Here is a 17,006-nt window from a genome sequence, read left to right on the forward strand (position 1 = left end):
GGTCAGCTGCGCGACCCGCGTGATTGCCATGGGAGGAACCACACGTAGCGGCCGTCATCAGCTGGCCGGTTCCACCTCTACCGCCCAAACCCCGTCGATCCGCATCAGCGGACATGGAGGGTGCCCCGGCCGCCAGATCCGCCATTGCGAAAACGGACCGAGGCCGCCCCCCATGCGCGCTGACAGAGTCAGTCGGAAATGAGGATCTCGTTGTGGTTCGACCAGCCGATCCTGCTGACGGCGAACGTGGTGTCCGCGGGGACGAAGCCCAGCTCGTCGCTCGCGTTCACGCTGGCGTCAAGGTCGACGGGCACGACGATCTCGTTGTGGTTGTAGCTGCCCGTCCTGCTGGCCCAGATGATCCCGACCTCGGCAACGTCCTTCATGGCGTCTCCTGTTTCATGTCCAGTGGTCCCCGCGGGCGCGCGGCGACTCAGGTGCCTGAAACGTATGCGGGCGCACAACGACCTCGGGTGAGTAATCGGTACTTCCTTGCAACGCTCAGGGCACCCCGGCGATGGTCTTTTGCCTGCCGCCTGCCGCCTGCCGCCTGCCGCCTGCCGCCTGCCGCCTGCCGCCTGCCGCCTGCCGCCTGCCGCCTGCCGCCTGCCGCCTGCCGCCTGCCGCCTGCCGCCTGCCGCCTGCCGCCTGCCGCGCCCAGTGGTCGCCGGTGGAGCAGTAGCAGGGGGCGGCAAGCGCCGTCCGTGCCGGGCTGGGCGTGGCGTCCGTACTTCCCGCCCAGGTCGAGCCCGATATGGCGGTGCGCGGCCTGCCAGATCTGCCCGACGTGGAACTCGGATTGGTACGGCGTCCGGGCACCGACGGCGATCTCCTGGTCGACGCGGTCGAAGACCTCCTGACAGCCTGATCTGACGCACTCACGACAGTGGTCTGTCCCAACTCGGTGTCGACTCGCCCGATATCGCAAGCCTACGGAGCTTGATCGGGTGACGTCGGCTCGTTCGCCGGACGGCAGACGGGTGTCTTCGGTAGTCCTGGTGAGGTGAGATATCCGCAGGGTGGCGGCTTGACCGACGCCGAGAGAGCTGCGCGACTCCGCCCTTACAGCCCTGCGATTGCGATGTCCGCTTCGCTGACTTCCTGGACCGGTGCCTCTTCGTATGCGCTGTCGGTGGATGCGGCCGGAGTCGGCGTGTAGAGGGTTACGTCCATGGTTCCGGTGATGCTGCGGAATCCCGCACGCTCCAGATGTCCAACATCAAGGGGAAGCAGCGATCACCGCACCCCTTTGGGCCACTCCGCCCATTCATGCGGCATGTGGGCAGCCCCGCCTATATTTGTTCCATGGTCGGGGCGCATCCTCGGCGCGGGCATCGCGGATCGGCAGGTGATCGGATGGCTGTGGATCGAAAGGGACCACATGCCGAAGAGAGCCTGCAGGCGTCCGGCTCAGCGGCCTCAGCTTCCTCCTGCCTCGGTCCACACAGCGCTCCGGACCGGCCGGAAACGCTCAGATTGGGCCTTCTCGACGCCATGAGTGAAGGTCTGAGTGATGCAGAGCTGCTGCGGCTCGCCCTTCAGCACGCAGTGGCTAGCCTCGGAGGACTGGGCGGCTTGGCGCATCTGCGTGGCCCGAGCGGCCGGGGGCTGCATCTGGTGTCCGTCAACGGCCTGGCCACAGCCTTTGTCCAGCAGTGGGAGAACCTGACACAGGACGCTCCGGTGGCGGCGGCCCTGTCTGCCCATGGCGATCGCTTTGTGTGGCTGCCCCTGGGAGAAGGCGAAGCTGCGCACTCGCCCATCCCGTCCATCACGGGGATGGCATCCGTTCCCCTGCCCGGCCCCGACGCACCACTGGGCGTGCTGTCCGTACTGACAATGTCGTCCGGCCCGCCCGGACCGGAGCAGTGCGCCTTCCTCACCGCAGTGGCCCGGTGGACCGCGGAGCACCTCGAGCTGTCCTCGGCCCCGCGCCCACTGGACCTCGCCTGGGGGGAGCAGGAGCCCTCCGAATCCCACGAACAGCAGGCGCTCAAGGCAACCAAGGCGGGTTCCTGGGAGTGGGAGATCAGAACAGGGGAGGTGAACTGGGACGAGGCGGGGCTGACAGTTGTGGGCATCGGCCCGGACCGTCCCCCGAGGCGGATCGAGTCCTGGATGTCGGTCGTCCACCCGGAAGACCTGCCCCGGGTCCTGGCGGAGACGGAGGAGGTGATCCGCAGTCACCGTCTGTATGACGTCGAATACCGGGTCTGCCGTCCGGATGGAACGTACGGCTGGGTACAGGCCCGCGGGCGGGTGGTGCTGGACCGGGGCGGGGAGCCGGTCCGCATGGTGGGCACGGTGCGGGACACCACGCAGACCCGTGCCACCCAGGACTCGGTCGGTCGGGCGCTGCGGTATATGAGCGACGGGTTCTTCGCTCTGGACGCCGACTGGCGGATCACCTTCGTCAACGTCGAAGCGGAGCGTCTCCTCGGTGTCTCTCGCAAGGCACTCGGCCGGGTGCTCTGGGACGTGGTGCCCGGCAGCGTCCTTCCCCGTCTGGAAACCCGGTTTCGCAGGGCCGCGGGCGAGGGCACTCCGACCGGCTTCGACTTGCGCTGGCCTACCGATGAACGCTGGTACCACATGCGGCTGGTGCCGATGCCCGACGGGTTGATGGTCTACGGCACCGATATCACCGAACAGCGGGTGCGGCGCGAAGAGCGGGTCACCGCAGAGCGGACAGCCGCTGAGCAGGCCGCCCGGATCACGGAGTTGACCAGCGCTCTGGCGAAGGCGGTCACCTCGCAGGAGGTCGTGAGCGCCACCGCTGACCGAGTGCTGCCGCTGTTCGGCGCTTACGCCCTGAATGTTCTGGTTCCCGAAGGCCGGCGGCTCCGGGTGGCCGGGACCGTGGGCTATCCGCAGGAAGCTCTGGACCTCATCGACAATGTGCCGCTGACCGGACGTTACCCGGTTCCGGAAGTGATCAGTACCCAGAACCCGCTCTTCATCGGCTCCGTGGACGAGTTCCTCGCGCGCTATCCCTCGCTGGCCGAACTCCTGTCCCTGATACAAGACCAGGCATGGGCCTTTCTGCCACTGATCGCCTCTGGGCGACTGGTCGGTGTCTGCGTCATCGCCTTCGACCGTCCGCACCGCTTCACCGACGAGGAAAAGGTCCTGCTGACCGCCGTCAGCGGGCTGCTCTCCCAGGCAATTGAGCGCGCGCGCCTGTACGACACGGAGCACACCCGCGCCCAGGAGCTGCAACGCGGCCTGCTGCCCCGCGTACTGCCCTGCGTCCCCGGGGTCGCCACCGCCGCCCGCTACCTGCCGGCGACCGAAGGCCTCGAGGTCGGCGGCGACTGGTACGACGTCATCCCGCTGTCCTCCGACCGAGTGGCCCTGGTGATCGGCGACGTGATGGGCCACGGCCTGGCCGAGGCTGCCACCATGGGACGGCTGCGCACTGCCGTGCACACCCTGGCAGACCTCGACCTGGATCCCGCCGAGCTCCTGACCCACCTCAATGAACTGGTCAGCGGCCTCGGAGACGACTTCTACGTCACCTGCCTGTACGCGGTCTACGATCCCACCAGCGGTATCTGCGCCTTCGCCCGCGCAGGCCACCCTCCACCTGCCATGGTGCATCCCGACGGCTCGGTCCGGTTCCTCGACAGCGCTCCCGATCCACCCCTGGGGGCCGCCACCCCGCCCTTCGAGACCGTCGAGACCTGCCTGCCGGACGGCAGTCTGCTCGTCCTCTACACCGACGGACTGATCGAATCCGCCGACCGCGACATCGACTGGGGCGCACGCTGTCTCGCCGATGCCCTCGCCACGGCCTGCAACAGCCCCCGCAGGGGCACCGATGAGCTCGACCGGCTGTGCGACACCCTCACCGAGACTCTCGTTCCCGAGCAGCAGCACACCGATGACGACACCGCCCTGCTGATCGCCCGGACCCGCACGCTGGCATCCGAAAACATCGCTTCGTGGCCACTGTCCGAGGACCCCACAGCCGCACGCCAGGCGCGCGGCCTGGCCAGGGAGCAACTCGCCACGTGGGGTCTTGAGGATCTGTCCATGACGACAGAACTACTGGTCAGCGAGCTCATGGGCAATGTCGTCCGACACGCCAAAGGCCCTGTCCGACTGCGAATGCTGCGCAGCCGAACCCTCATCCTCGAGGTGTCCGACGGCAGTCTCACCACTCCCCGGATCCGCCGGGCCTCCTTCACCGACGAGGGCGGGCGAGGACTCCAACTGGTCGCGGCCCTCTCCCAGCGCTGGGGCGCCCGTTACACACCCACCGGCAAGTGCATCTGGACAGAGCAGGCCCTGCCGACCGACTGCCAGCAGTGAAATGTGCTGACGGGGTCACCGTGGCGCACGGACTCGCTGGCCGCGATGACGTGTGAGCCGTTGGGGTGTGCCGGTCAGTGCGGGATCCGACAGCAGGGCTTGGTCCCACCAGGAAACTACCCTGAGCGATCACTCGGTCCTCTCGTGTGCTGCCCCGTGGTCCATGGGGTCAGGACGCCGACAGGCGGGATCCACAGCAGGGCGCCTGCGGCGAAGTGCTTCGTGCCGCGCTGGATGTCGAGGCCGGCTCCCACCTTGCCGGGACCCACCGCACCCCCGAGGGACGGGACCGCCCACGACGACGCTCACGTCGCCGCGGGCGGTCCCGTGGTCGTTCTCAACCGCTGCACCGCTGTCAAAAGGACCACGGCCAGCCGATCGACCGTTCGAGATGCTGTGAGCGACTGAGCGGTCCCATGTCAGTGGCGGGTGGCGCGCGCCGGGTGGTCGTCGCGGCCGACGGACAATTGGGCCGGTTGGTACGGGACATACGCCGCGCCGTCAAGACCGAGCGCGGTGGCCGACTTCTGGAGCGCGATCGGAGTCGCGACGTTGTCCCAGTGGCCGGTGCTGACGCGGTGTTCGAGCGCGTGCAGGGCGGCCACGGTCTCGGCTGTGGTGAACGTGCAGTGGCCCTGTCGCTCGACGAACGCCTGCCGCAGCAGCGCGCCGTCGCCGGAGGCGCGCACACGGGCGGCGAAGCGGTTCTCCTGCTCCACCGGAACCAGGTTGTCGCCGGTGGTGTGGATGTCGAGCAGGGGTACGTCGAGTCCTTGGCCGGCGGAGGACGTCTGCTGCGCTCTGCGGACGGCGGCGGGATCTGCGGTGATGGTGGCGCCCTTGGTCAGCGCGCTCAGGTCGGCCCGCAGGTCGAGGCCGGCCGCCTGGTAGAGGGCGTGGACCTGGGGTGCGTGTGGGGAATTGGCGAGCAGGTCGGCGTAGTCCACGCCTCGGTTCCAGGAGTTGTTGCCGCCGACGGACTGCTCCATGGCGTACCGGGGGATCTCGAGGAAGGACAGGAGGCTCTGCGCGAACCAGTCGTACTGCTGTGCCTCCTGCCCCGCCCAGTCGGTCGCGGCGGGCCGGTCCTTTCCGGGCGACCAGGCGGGCAGGTTGAGGTAGGCGGCGGCCAGCGCGATCCGGGCCCGGCCCTGCGGTGTGGCCTGGGCGGCGGTGACGGCCTTGGTGAGCAGGGTGGCGGTGGCGGTCGCCTCGTCGGCGGAGCCGAAGCGGACCAGCTTGACGTCCTGTTCCGGCAGGAGCAGCTGGGCGATGGTGTACTCGGCGTCGAGCTGGTAGTTGTCCAGGTCGGTTCCGCCCGCGACCAGGCCGCACTGGCCGAGCGCGCCGTCGATGCGCCCGCCGCCGTCCCGGGCGAGCTGCGCGTTGATGAGCCCGCCCATCGAATTGCCGATGGCCAGCGTGCGGCGTGGGGTGCCGATCTTCGCTGTGACGGCGTCGAGTGTGGCGAACTGGTCGCGTTCGGCGCTGTTCAGGGCCCACATCGGGCCGTTGGGGTCGTACGACGACCCGGCCATTGCGTAGCCCTCGGCGAGCAGTTCGGTGCGTACGGCGTCGGTGGGGGCGTCCTGGGCGGTGAGGGTGCCGAAGCCGTGGCTGAACAGCAGCAGCGTGCCGTTCCAGCGGTCGGGTACGTCCGCGACCCAGGTGGCGTCGTCGGAGAGGGTGCCGGTGAGGTGGGTGGTGGCTGGCGTGTCCGCCTCGGCGGCCGACAACGGAATGGAGACGAGGGCGACGGATGCCAACGCGGCCAGGGCGATACGCAGGCGGGTGCGGCCGACGCGAGGACGGATGCTTGCAGACATGGAACAGCTCCTTGAGAGCGGCTGCGGAAAGGGACGGGCTGATACTCAGTGCACTGAACGAAGATGCCGAGGAATGTTGGGCTTGTTTCTTGCAGCCCTCAAGAAAATGCACAACATTGACTCGCCTGAGGGCAGTTGGCCCACTTGGCGCCGTTGTCGGCCACATAGCGCACCGCGTCGATCATCTGCCTGTGGCAGAAGCCCTTCGGTCGGCCACCCTGCCCTTCCAAGGAGGCAGGAACCGGCAGCACGACCCGGATGACCTGCCACTCCGCCTCCGGCATGTCGAAGGCGTGGGACGGGGTGCGGTCCGGCCGGTCCGCCCGTTGCCGGACCTGTGTGCGAGGCAGTCACACCGCTGGGATGGCGAGTTGGACTCCACGCACACGGGCACGGGAGCCCGCGGCAACAGGACGTCCTGGTGATCGGTTTGGTTTGCACCCCCGAGCTACCAAGAGGCCCTGCTGTCATGCGCCGGCCCTGCGCGATCACCCGATCAGGAACCCTGTCCGGCCAGGCCAGCCCCGTGATCGGCAAGCGGATGGCGTCCAGGCGGCGGCTGGTGCAGCGGCACGAGGTCGGCTGCTTGTAGCCGCTGAGGCTGCGCGCGGCGAGTGCTTCCAACGCCGCCGGATCGACTGTCGGACTTGGTCGTGGCTGCACATAGGCGACGACGACTTCTCCCCATTTCTCGTCGGGGACGCCGATCACAGCCGTCTTGAGGACCGACGCGTCACCGGCCGACAGTTGTCGGCGCTGAGTGCGATCGTCTTTCCGGCACATCGGGGTGTGCCCGCCGCGTCATCGGCTTTCTGGTCCGGCGATCAGAACAGGCCGTTGTCGTGCGGCAGGGTGTCCGGGATGGGGGCCACGATGTCCCAGTGCTCGACGATCCTGCCGTCGGCGACACGGAACAGGTCCCAGTACGCGACCGGAACATCGAACACGCCCTCGGTGACCACCAACACGAAGTTGCCCTCGGCGATCACCCGGTGAGTCGTCCCGTAGGCGATCTTCTTGCCCTGCTCGGTCCACGCGGCGAAGGCGGCGCCGAGTCCGGCAAGCCCGTCAGCGACCTCTGGGTGGTGCTGGTCGTACTGCTCGGTGGAGATGAAGTCGGTGACCACGGAGAAGTCACCACCCTTGAGGATCTTCTCGACGAACCCGAGGACCAAGGCACGGTTGGCCTCGGTCCTGTCGAGCTCGGTGACCTCTGTCGGGCCGTCCACCTGCGTGCGGCCCGAGACAGTCTTGGTCGCCTGGGGGGTGAGGGCGTCCCAGTGCTCGGCGAGCTTGCCGTCGGCGACGCGGAACAGGTCGAGGGCGACCAGCGGGTCCGGACCGAAGCCGTAGTAGACGCCGTGGACCGCGACCAGGTCGCCCTCGGTGATGACCCGGGCGACCTCGTGACGGACGTCGTCGCTGAGGGACTCGATCAGCCCACGCAGGCCTTCGGGGCCGTCGGGCGCGGCCGAGCTGTGCTGGCGGTAGTCGGCGGCGACCCACCGGTCGACGGCGGTCACGTCCTTGTCGCCGAAAAGCTCCTCGACCGCGGTGAGGACGGTGGTTTTGTTGTCGCTCATGTTCGTCGTTCCCTTGCTTGTGGCCTGGTGGGCGGCTTGTGGTTCCTGGCATCAACATTGGGCCCAAATTCGGTCGGTGCTGCGGTAGGTTCTGGTCTCGTGATGGTGAATTTCGGACAGAGCCCCCGTGATGGCATCCTGAGGGTGGACTTCGACGCGGGCGTCGGAACTCCGGCCGGCGTCGAGGTGATGTCACTGGCCGAGTTCCGGCGGCGTGGGGCCGTCAGGTTCACGACGCCGCAACGCCCCGATTTCCACCACCTCATCGCCGCGGTCAGCGGGACGCTGAGGCAGGAGGTCGACTTCACCACCTACGAGGCGACCCCCGGGAGCTGGTTGTGGGTTCGTCCGGGGCAGGTCCACAGGTGGGGAGACCTGCGCAAGGTCGAGGGGCATCTCGTGCTCTTCGAGAGCGACTTCCTCGATCCGATGGTCGCGGCGCGCTTGGAGACGCCGGGTGGCCCGGTGCTGTACCACGCCGCCGACGACCATGCCGTCGATCTGGCGATCGAGCACCTCTGTCACGAGTACGGTGCCGTCGGCACGAGTCCGCTCGACGTGCACATCGCCATCCTGCGACATCTGCTGTCCGTGCTGGTGCTCCGGCTGGCCGACCGGCCGGGTGGGCTTCCCGGCCCTACGGAAGACAGCGAGACCTTCCGCCGATTCCGCGAGGCAGTCGAGCGTGACTTCACCAAGACCCATCAGGTCGCTGACTACGCGAGAGCCCTGGGCTACTCCCCGCGCACGCTGAGGAGGGCAACCGCATCAGCGGTCGGCACCAACGCCAAGGAGTTCATCGACGAACGAGTCACGCTGGAAGCCAAGCGCCGCCTGGCCCACAGCGACGAGACCGCCGCCCGCATCGCCGCACACCTCGGCTTCAGCAATGCCACCAACTTCAACAAGTACTTCCAGTCCCGAACCGGACAGAGCCCGATCCAGTTCAGGAACGCGGCCCGCCATCCGCGAGGTGGGGCCTGACGCCGCGGACAGCACTCAACGACGCGACCTCAGCACGGCCACGACCACCGGCGCGACCGGTCCCCACGGCCGCACCGCAGTCCCGCCCGAACCACCCAGCCGCAGATCCGCAAGATCGTGCACCTGCGCTGGAAGCAGCGGCTGGCCCGCCGGACCGCGGCCGCGCGGCGCCGCGGACGAGGTGTTGTCATGGCTGCTCCTGATCGATGGGGGATGGATGGATGGACGGGGGAACGCCCGCGGTCCGTGGCCCGTTCGCCGGGAACGGGCCACGGGAACGGGCCACGGGAACGGGCCACGGACCGGGAGAGCGGGGGATCAGTAGCCGTAGATCATCTTGTAGGCGACCTCCGGGAGGAACTGACCGGCCGAGGAGCCGCCTCCGACGCCGCAGTTGCCGTCTGACTCACCCGGGGTCTTGATCCACAGGAGCATCTCGGCGCCTCCGCCCAGCCGGGTGGAAGTGCCGATGCGGCGACCGGAGGGGTTGCACCACTGGCCATTGGAGCCGTTGCCGTTGCGGCTGGTGTCCGCGACGAACGGCTTGGTGTAGCCGTAGCGGGAGCTCAGTTCGCGGTTGACGGCATTGCCGTAGGCGGTGTTCTCGGCCGAGGAGAAGTAGTTGGAGATGTTGAGCGAGAAGCCATGGGCCTGCCGCAGACCGGCGTTGTGCAGCCGCTGGGCCATGGTCGCAGCGTCGGCCCAGCCCGGGTTGCCGGCGTCGAGGTAGACCCAGGTGTTGGGGGCCTGTCGGCTGAACTGGCTCAGGGCGCCGCTGAGCATGCCCTGCCGTTCGTTGATCTGGGCCTGGTTCATGCAGCCGTAGTCCCCGAGGGAGTCCGGTTCGAGAAGCACGACCGCCGGGCGGTTGGCGATGCCGCCGGCGAACTGCGCGATCCAGTTGGCGTACGCGGAGGGCGAGGCGGCGCCGCCCGCCGAATGGCCGCCGCAGTAGTCGCGGTTGTAGATGTTGTACGCGACGAGGAGGGGCAGTTTGTCCGCACGGTCCGCCGCCCCCGCGTACGAGCCGGCGGCGGTGCCGATGGCCCCGCTCCAGGAGCCGAACCAGCGGGCGGCCGGAGTGTTGGCGAGGGAGGCGCTGATCGCGGGCGCCCGGCCGTCGCCGGGGTTGGCGGCGACCCACCGTTTCGCGCTGGCGTCGGGGTCGACGTAGAACCCGCTGGTCATGGTGGTCGGGTCGGCGGCGTGTGCCGACGGTGCGGCGGCGAGTGCCAGCGGCAGAGCGAAGAACGCTGTCACGAGGGCGCGGAGCCTGCGGCGCATGACTGAACCTCGATTTCCTGGCCGGGATGCGTCGCACGCGCTCGTCCCGAGCATGCGACGCGCTGCTGAGGTGCTGAGGTGCTGAGGTGCTGAGGTGCTGAGGTGCTGAGGTGCTGAGGTGCTGAGGTGCTGAGGTGCTGAGGTGCTGAGGTGCGAAAGCGTTGACCCTGGGAGCGCTCCCACTGGAAGCGTTCCCAGCAGTGCGGAGAGCTTTGGGGTGTGGTCGGTATGGTGTGGCGGGGCGTCAGAACTGTCAAGCGCCCGCGCGAAAGGCGCTGCTCCCGTGCTCATGCAGCCCGTCGCGGAGCGTCAGACGCCTTCCCAGGGCGAAGAAGAGGATCTAGAGTCCTTGAACTGGAAGCGCTTCCACATCTTGTCCCGACCGCGAAGGGCTCCGGTTCCCCGGTTCTCCTGCTCTTCGGGGCCATGACGGAAAGGCTCACGGTCCATGGCAGAAGCCGCGCCTCAACGGCAGCCGACTCTCGACGAGGTGGCCGCACTCGCCGGCGTCTCCCGTTCCGTGGCCTCCCGCGCCCTCAACAACGCTCCGCACGTCAGCCGCGCCAAACGGGAGGCAGTCGAGCGGGCCGTCCGGCAGCTCGGATACGTGCCGAACCCGCGGGCCCGTGCCCTGGCCACCCGTCAGACGGGAGCGGCCGCCCTGGTCGTCTCCGGCGAGGATCCGTCGATCTTCGCGGACCCGTTCTTCGCCCAGGTGATCGTGGGGGCGTCGGCCGCCCTCGAGGAGGCCGACCTGCACCTCATGCTCTGCCTGGCCGCTTCTGACCGGGGGCGCAAGCGGGTGGAGGAGCTGTTCCGGTCGAGGGGCGCCGACGGCGTCATGCTGATGGCTTTGCGCGAGGACGATCCGCTGGCCCGGATGGCCCAGGAGGCCGCGATACCCGTCGTGTTCGGCGGACGCCCGGTCGGTCCGGCTCCGCGGTGGTACGTGGACGTCGACAACGTCGGCGGAGCGCGCGAGGCCACCGAGTACCTGCTCTCCCACGGCCGGACCCGGGTCGCCGCGATCTGCGGGCGCCTCGACACCGAGGCCGGCCGCGCCCGGTACCGCGGATACCGCGACGCCGTGCTTGCGGCCGGCCTCGAACCGTTCCCGCCGCTGGAGGGGGACTTCACCGAGCCCAGCGGCGCCACCGTCATGGCGGCCCTGCTGCGGAGCCACCCCGATGTGGACGGGGTGTTCGCCGCCAACGACAACATGGCGGCGGGGGCGCTGCGCAGCCTGCGAGGGGCCGGCCGGCTGGTCCCCGCCGACGTCGGCGTGGTGGGCTTCGACGACCTGGAGATCGCCAGGATCGCCGACCCGCCGCTCACCACCGTCCATCAGCCCATCACGGCCCTCGGCCGGGAGACGGCCCGCATGCTGGTCGCACTCCTCGACGGTCAGGACCCCACCCCGCTGATCCTGCCCACCCGACTGGTCACCCGGTCCAGCGCCTGACGGGCCGGTCGGGTCCGTCGCCGGGTGGTCTGCAGCGGCCCACAGGTGCGGGCGCCCGGGCCGCGAGGTCACCCGGCGGACCTGGTCGCCCCCACCGTGACCGTCCTGGTCGACACGGCGCACCCGCGCTGACGCGCCGCCGCGTCCCGGGCGGAGGTTCGTCATCCTCGCCTCGGTTCTCATTCCGGCGCCGATGTTCGCCCTGCCGTTGTTCCTGCTCACGGCCAAGCTCGACCTCACCAACTCCTGCTGGTCGGTGCTAGCTCGGACCGACCTACCTCGTCATCGAGCGGTCCCCGGCCCTCACGGCCGAACGCCACGATCGCTGCCGGCCAGGACTGAACCACCTCGCCTTCCACGTGAAGGACACCACCACGGTCGAGGAACTGGCCACCGACCCTGCCGAGCACGGCTGGCAGCTGATGTTCTCCGAGCGGCATCCGTACGCCGGCGGCGGACAGCACTACGCCGCCTACCTAGAGAACGATGAAGGCTTCGAGGTCGAACTCGTCGCGATCAACCCACCCGAACGAACCTGACCTCAACCGGTCCACAGGCCTTGACGATTACTCATCCAGCCCTGACCTGCACCTCTGGCCCAGGGCGTGAGCGCTCTCGGCTGGTGAGATGACCCACCGCGCGGCGTCGGCGGCGGAACGACGGAAGCGGTCGTTGGTGATCAAAGTGTCTGACGCGTCATCACCGACAACCGTGCACCCCGATCACGGACTCGACCTCATCGTGACCGAATCATGAGAACGCTCGCGCCTTGCGTCTCACATGAGGTCGTCTCTGGCAGGCGAGCTGAACAAGCTCAGGTGAGACGGAGGCGAGGTGCCATGAGACGGAACACCTGCTTACCAGCCCACCCAACCTTCGGCCCATCGGCCGCCGAGCCAGTGCGACGAAGGTGGCACACATCCGCTGGTGGCATGACCCCGGTGCAGATACCTTTCTGCACCGGTGCACACTGCGCCTGGCCTGGACAGACGACGGAGGAGTGTGCATGACACAGACCATGCCTGCGGGGTGGGGACAGGCGGTACTGCTGCCCCAGCCAGGACGTCCCTCGGGGAGCGGTGCCTGGGCGGCCTGGCTGGCCGGGGCGGTGATGCTCGGCGCCGAGGCGGTGACTGTGGTGACGGCGGCGTATCTGCTGAGCTTCCAGGACGAGTGGTTCCTGGCGGGCGGCTTCCCGGCGCTGTTCGGGTATCTGGTGACGGCCGTCGTGATGGCGATCTCCTTGGCCCTCTTCGCCGTCTTCGGATCGACGGTCGCGGTGCTTCCGCTGCATCTGCTCTCGAAGTGGGTTACCCGGCGGAAGGGCCGGCGGGACCGCTGGTGGTGGTGCCTGGGAGTGATCGCCGCGGTGGCCGCCGCAGTCGCGAGCGTCGTGGGTTCGCTGGTGCTCGGGTCGGGGGAGGCAGGGTTGCTGGTCTATCCGTTGCTTTGGTTCGGACTCGTCGCCGCACTGGCCCCGGCCACCCTCGTCGCCCGGGCCGCGGCGGGTCGACGCAGCACCGGAGCCCGCTGGGCCGTCGTGGCAGCGGCTTCAGGCGGGGGCGTGGCTCTGTGGCTGGTGGTGCTCGTCGCGGGGATCGCCGCGTATCCGGCAGGCATCCTCGTGGCGTATGAACCACCGCGGCTCACCGCCGGCGAGCTGGCCGGGACCTGGTCCGACGGCCACGGCGGCACGCTGCGTCTCGAAGCCTCCGGCAAGGCTGTGGCGCACGGCGCGGACAGCTATCCCTTCGCCGCGGAGTATGAAGACGAGCCTGAGGAATGCAACGGTACCGGCCACTGGAGGGAGGGCTTGCAGGAGGACGGCATCGGCCTCGACATCGAGGGCTGCGAGCTGCCGTTCATGACCTTCGGCGGTACGCAGGACAAGCCGACGCTCTATTACTGGATCGGCGACCCGGACTCGGGCAACCGGTACATCCTCACCCGGCAGGACTGAAGCCGCCGAACGGCGGCTGCGGTGCCGGCAGCTGGAGGCCCGGGTGGCCGTGGTGGCTGCATTCCGTGCGGCGTCGTGTAGGACATCGGCAGCAGCGATCAGGTAAGGACCTCAGATCCACAGGTATTGACAATTACTCGATCTCTACACCGATGCGCCGGAGTTCACTGGTGATGGTGGACTGTTTCGGCGGTGCGCCAGCTGGCCGAGCGCTCCTCGGGCGCCGCGGCGTGCTGGGCTGCCAGAGCGCGGGCCAGGTTGGGCTGGTTGTGAGCCGACAGGATGTCCACCGGCTGGCGTTCGGTGGCGGCGGTGGCCCAGCGCAGGATGTCCATGCCGCTCAGTCCTTCGAGCGCCGCGGCATGCAACCAACATGTCATGAGCATTTGGGCGTTCATGACAAAGTATCCGCCGTTTTTCGTCCCGTCATCCGACTTGGCGGTTCCAGTAAGGGTTTCCGCTCGTTTGCGGGCAACGGTGAAGTCCTCGCAGCCGTCCGTGACGGCCCGCTGCAGCTGCATCGGCCAGTTGGACAGGCCCGTCGCAGCGCCGAGGACAAGGAGCACGCGGCCAGGGCGGTCAAGGGGTTGGAGAAGCAGTACAAGGCGAAGTTCCCCAGGGCCGTCAAGAAGATCACGGATGACGAGGCCGAGCTGCTGGCCTTCTACGACTTCCCCGCCGAACACTGGATCCGTCTGCGCACCACGAACCCGATCGAGTCGACCTTCGCGACCGTGCGGATGCGGACGAAGGTCACCAAGGGCGCTGGCTCCCGCGCGGCCGCCCTGGCGATGGTGTTCAAGCTCGTCGAGTCCGCCCAGGCACGATGGCGGGCCGTCAACGCACCCCGCCCAGTCGCCCTGGTGAGGGCCGGGGCCCGCTTCGAACGCGGCGAGCTCCTCGAACGCCCCGAGGCGCTCGCGGCATAAGGTCAGCCACCATGACCGACTACGACACCTACGGGACCAGCACACATACCGCGAGTGAACTGGTCCGCCTCGTCACCGGCCACCTCGATGTGGTCTTCACCGAGCGCGAAAGTGACTACCGGGGCGTCTACCACCTCGCCCAGGGCACGTACGGACGCATCGAGATCCAGCCGAACGCCATACGCGGCGATGACCGCCAGCATGACCTCTACACCCCGGAACACCCGGCGGTCCCGGTCCTGTTGCTCACCGACACACCGGCCCCAGAGCCCACTCTGCACACCCGCCTGGGCGCCATCCAAGGTCTCGTGCACCTGAGCCGCGAATCATGGTGAGCCGCTGCTGATCCACAACTCTTGACAATTACCAGCGTTGGCGCCGTCCCTTTCCTGTCCGGAGCGTGTCGGCAGCTACTGACGGGCGGCGGCCAGTGTCACTTCGATGTCGTCGCTCCATGAGCACACTTCCAGCCAGGAGAGGTAGCCGCCCTGGGTGAAGACCAGGACCTCACCTGGGCACTCGCCGGCTTCGGTGACGAGCTGCGCTTCGGCCGCCACGACCGTGCCGGGACCGGTGGGCGCAGCGGCCACCTTGCTGGTGTCGAGCTCGAAGTAGGCGGTGCCACACCCACATGTGCAGCGCGCTCGCACACTGAGGTGCGGAATCTGCCTTTGGAGGGCGATGTGAACCGCGGTGTCCCCGTCCAGGACTGCCGCAAGCACGTCGGCTACGTCAGTAGGCAGGCTCTCGTTCATCTTGTCACCGTATCTGACCAGCGGTTTCATACTCTGACCGGGCAGGCTGCCCTGTCGCCGATCGGCCGTCCAGTGTACGCATCCTGAGCTGCGGGCAGGTGGCGGTCAGGTGGAGGCGGACGTTGTCCCAGATCAGGACCGGGCGAGGGGTGACCCGTCGCCCGGAGTCAGATGACGGGCCAACACGCGGGTGGTGCTGCCGTCGTCCTCTGTGATGTCCCGGACATGCGCGAAACCGATTCTGTCCAGCAGGGTCAGTGAGGCCTTGTTCGGTGCGGCCACGGTGGCGTAGACCTCGGTCAGCGCGAGGGTGTCGAAGCCATGAGCGACGATCGCCTCTGCCAGCTCGGTCCCCAGGCCAGATCCCCATGCCGCCGGGGCCAGAGCGTAGATGATCTCGTGGCCCCCGACGACGTCGGTCGGCTTGATCTCGGCATGCCCTACCAGGAGTCCGTCCCGACGGACAGCCCAGACATCGAACAGTCCCTGGGCGTAGACCTTCGTGAAGATCCGCCCGAACAGGGCCCGGTCTGCTGCTTCGGAGGCAGGGCCGTCACCCATCCACTGCGACACCCTGGTGTCTTGGAACAGAACGACGAAGCCGTCTTCGTCCTCAGGGATGTAGGGCTCCAACAGGAGCCGCTCGGTGCGCAGAGTCGGGGTCACGGACGGCGACCCTAGCCACGCGGCATCCAGACCGGCAAACCACTTTTCACCTTCGCGGAGATCGCCCCGCCCGGCCCCCTGCGGGACATCGCCCGGCACCGCAGGCCGAGCCGTCATGCCGTGCGATTCACACGGCCGACCATCCGAGCCGCTTGAACCGCCCATTCCGGCGCGGGCGACCAGAAGGAAACGCGCCTTGGCGCGGGGGTTCAGGGTTCGGGGTGGGCCAGGCGGCGGAGCAGGGTCAATGCGTCGCCGCGTGCGACGGGTTGGAAGAAGTGTGCGTCGACGTCCTCGACCGCGGCGATGGCACGGGGTGCAAGGCCGGCGCCGGCGGTGGTGACGTGGAGGAGTTTGGCGCGGGTGTCGGCGGGGTCGACTTCGCGTGTGATGAGGCCTTTGGCTTCCAGGGCGCGCAGGACTTGGGAGGTCATTTTGACGTCGGTGCCGGCTTGGCGGGCCAGGGTGAGCTGGTTGGGGTGTTCGTCGTGCTCGTTGAGCCACCAGGTGCAGGCGAGGAGGACGAACTGAACGTGGGTGAGGTCCAGGGGGGTGAGGGCAGCGGCGATGTCGCGTTGCCAGCGCAGGGCGGCGTGCCAGAGCAGGAAGCCGGGGCTGTCGCCGGGGCTGAGGGCCATCAGCGCTGTGCCAGCTTGACCAGAGCGGCGATGGTCTGGGGCCAGTCCGCGGTGACGGCCGGACCGATCTGCGGGCCGAGCTCGTCGGCGTGCGCGCCGGTGATCTCCATCCGGTAGGTGACCCGGGTGCGGCCTTCCTCGCCCGAATCGAGCCGGTGGACGGTGCGCAGGAGCAGACCCTCGAACCGGGCCTCGTCCACGAACCCTTCATTGGCGCTGGTCTCGGCGACGTGCAGGTGCACCGGGTCGTCACCGGCCGGGTTCATCACGATCTCGGCGCCTGCCTGGAACGGGCCGTCGATCCGGATGCTCGCGATGTCGGCGTTCCAGACTCCCCAGTTCTCGACGTCGGCCCACAGGTGCCAGATCGCCTCGGGCGCGGCGTCGGTGTCAAGGCTGTGCTCATACGTCCACATGGATGGTCTCCCCATCTCGAATGATTATCTACGCAAAGACTATCTGTGCGAAGAGTATCTGTCTACGGTGCGGCGCTGGCTCAGGGGATGTTGCGGTCGCCGGCTCGCCGCATGCCCGAACCGTCCTGGCAGGAGCGTGGCGACACCGGCCAACCGGCTGACCTCGTGACGGGAGCGTAGTGCGGCATG

At 68.5% G+C, this 17,006-nt stretch carries 17 protein-coding genes and 2 pseudogenes; 8 read left to right on the top strand and 11 right to left on the bottom strand.

From position 1 onward, the window contains the following. Positions 1-188: 188 nt before the first annotated feature. Positions 189-386: a hypothetical protein gene (locus OHS71_RS40665; protein ID WP_328484307.1), complete on the bottom strand. Its 198-nt coding sequence runs from the start codon at positions 384-386 to the stop codon at positions 189-191. 332 nt (positions 387-718) lie between these two features. On the opposite strand from OHS71_RS40665, the gene OHS71_RS40670 reads away from it, so the two are divergent. Together OHS71_RS40670 and OHS71_RS40675 are read left to right on the top strand one after the other, a co-directional pair. Continuing rightward, a complete protein-coding gene (locus OHS71_RS40670; RefSeq protein WP_328484308.1) occupies positions 719-868 on the top strand; it encodes a hypothetical protein in 150 nt (49 codons plus the stop codon). Positions 869-1,779: 911 nt separating this feature from the next. Further along, the gene (locus OHS71_RS40675) at positions 1,780-4,314 is read left to right on the top strand and encodes a SpoIIE family protein phosphatase (RefSeq protein ID WP_328484309.1); all 2,535 of its coding nucleotides are present in this window, start codon (positions 1,780-1,782) and stop codon (positions 4,312-4,314) included. Positions 4,315-4,733: 419 nt separating this feature from the next. On the opposite strand, the gene OHS71_RS40680 is transcribed toward OHS71_RS40675, so the two are convergent. The 4 genes and pseudogenes from OHS71_RS40680 to OHS71_RS40695 form a co-directional block, all read right to left on the bottom strand. Continuing rightward, on the bottom strand, positions 4,734-6,140 hold the full coding sequence (locus OHS71_RS40680) for an alpha/beta hydrolase (protein ID WP_328484310.1): 1,407 nt from the start codon (positions 6,138-6,140) through the stop codon (positions 4,734-4,736). Positions 6,141-6,238: 98 nt separating this feature from the next. After that, on the bottom strand, positions 6,239-6,424 hold the full coding sequence (locus OHS71_RS40685; protein WP_328484311.1) for a transposase: 186 nt from the start codon (positions 6,422-6,424) through the stop codon (positions 6,239-6,241). 286 nt (positions 6,425-6,710) lie between these two features. After that, positions 6,711-6,923, bottom strand: a pseudogene (locus tag OHS71_RS40690) (AMP-binding enzyme); the annotation flags it as partial. Between the two features lie 41 nt (positions 6,924-6,964). Then, positions 6,965-7,723, bottom strand: a complete 759-nt coding sequence (locus OHS71_RS40695) for a nuclear transport factor 2 family protein (RefSeq protein WP_328484312.1) — start codon at positions 7,721-7,723, stop codon at positions 6,965-6,967. A gap of 36 nt (positions 7,724-7,759) precedes the next feature. Between OHS71_RS40695 and OHS71_RS40700 the strand changes: the two genes are divergently transcribed. Further along, complete coding sequence (locus OHS71_RS40700) at positions 7,760-8,707, top strand: helix-turn-helix domain-containing protein (protein WP_328484313.1); 948 nt, start codon at positions 7,760-7,762, stop codon at positions 8,705-8,707. Between the two features lie 318 nt (positions 8,708-9,025). Here OHS71_RS40700 and OHS71_RS40705 read toward each other — a convergent pair whose 3' ends face one another. Beyond that, positions 9,026-9,991 (bottom strand): glycoside hydrolase family 6 protein, encoded by a 966-nt coding sequence (locus OHS71_RS40705; protein ID WP_328484314.1) that lies wholly within the window; start codon positions 9,989-9,991, stop codon positions 9,026-9,028. Positions 9,992-10,439: 448 nt separating this feature from the next. On the opposite strand from OHS71_RS40705, the gene OHS71_RS40710 reads away from it, so the two are divergent. From OHS71_RS40710 to OHS71_RS40720, 3 genes are all read left to right on the top strand, one after another. Beyond that, complete coding sequence (locus OHS71_RS40710) at positions 10,440-11,453, top strand: LacI family DNA-binding transcriptional regulator (RefSeq protein WP_328484315.1); 1,014 nt, start codon at positions 10,440-10,442, stop codon at positions 11,451-11,453. A 359-nt stretch (positions 11,454-11,812) separates the two neighbouring features. Then, on the top strand, positions 11,813-11,992 hold the full coding sequence (locus OHS71_RS40715) for a hypothetical protein (protein WP_443047144.1): 180 nt from the start codon (positions 11,813-11,815) through the stop codon (positions 11,990-11,992). Between the two features lie 467 nt (positions 11,993-12,459). After that, entirely contained in the window at positions 12,460-13,413 is a 954-nt protein-coding gene (locus OHS71_RS40720) for a hypothetical protein (protein ID WP_328484316.1), read from the top strand. A gap of 164 nt (positions 13,414-13,577) precedes the next feature. On the opposite strand, the gene OHS71_RS40725 is transcribed toward OHS71_RS40720, so the two are convergent. Next, positions 13,578-13,979: a hypothetical protein gene (locus OHS71_RS40725; protein WP_328484825.1), complete on the bottom strand. Its 402-nt coding sequence runs from the start codon at positions 13,977-13,979 to the stop codon at positions 13,578-13,580. On the opposite strand from OHS71_RS40725, the pseudogene OHS71_RS40730 reads away from it, so the two are divergent. Together OHS71_RS40730 and OHS71_RS40735 are read left to right on the top strand one after the other, a co-directional pair. Further along, positions 13,959-14,342, top strand: a pseudogene (locus OHS71_RS40730) (transposase); the annotation flags it as partial. The gene OHS71_RS40725 and the pseudogene OHS71_RS40730 sit on opposite strands and share 21 nt — an antisense overlap. 11 nt (positions 14,343-14,353) lie before the next feature. Next, on the top strand, positions 14,354-14,677 hold the full coding sequence (locus OHS71_RS40735) for a hypothetical protein (protein ID WP_328484317.1): 324 nt from the start codon (positions 14,354-14,356) through the stop codon (positions 14,675-14,677). 75 nt (positions 14,678-14,752) lie between these two features. Here the strand turns inward: OHS71_RS40735 and OHS71_RS40740 are convergent, their stop codons facing one another. From OHS71_RS40740 to OHS71_RS40755, 4 genes are all read right to left on the bottom strand, one after another. Next, positions 14,753-15,097: a hypothetical protein gene (locus OHS71_RS40740; protein WP_328484318.1), complete on the bottom strand. Its 345-nt coding sequence runs from the start codon at positions 15,095-15,097 to the stop codon at positions 14,753-14,755. 132 nt (positions 15,098-15,229) lie between these two features. After that, on the bottom strand, positions 15,230-15,763 hold the full coding sequence (locus OHS71_RS40745; protein ID WP_328484319.1) for a GNAT family N-acetyltransferase: 534 nt from the start codon (positions 15,761-15,763) through the stop codon (positions 15,230-15,232). 209 nt (positions 15,764-15,972) lie between these two features. After that, complete coding sequence (locus tag OHS71_RS40750) at positions 15,973-16,401, bottom strand: MarR family winged helix-turn-helix transcriptional regulator (RefSeq protein ID WP_328484320.1); 429 nt, start codon at positions 16,399-16,401, stop codon at positions 15,973-15,975. After that, positions 16,401-16,817: a polyketide cyclase gene (locus OHS71_RS40755; RefSeq protein WP_328484321.1), complete on the bottom strand. Its 417-nt coding sequence runs from the start codon at positions 16,815-16,817 to the stop codon at positions 16,401-16,403. The genes OHS71_RS40750 and OHS71_RS40755 overlap by 1 nt, the downstream gene beginning before the upstream one ends. Between the last annotated feature and the right edge of the window lie 189 nt (positions 16,818-17,006).

This window comes from Streptomyces sp. NBC_00377 (assembly GCF_036075115.1).
GTDB lineage: Bacteria > Actinomycetota > Actinomycetes > Streptomycetales > Streptomycetaceae > Streptomyces.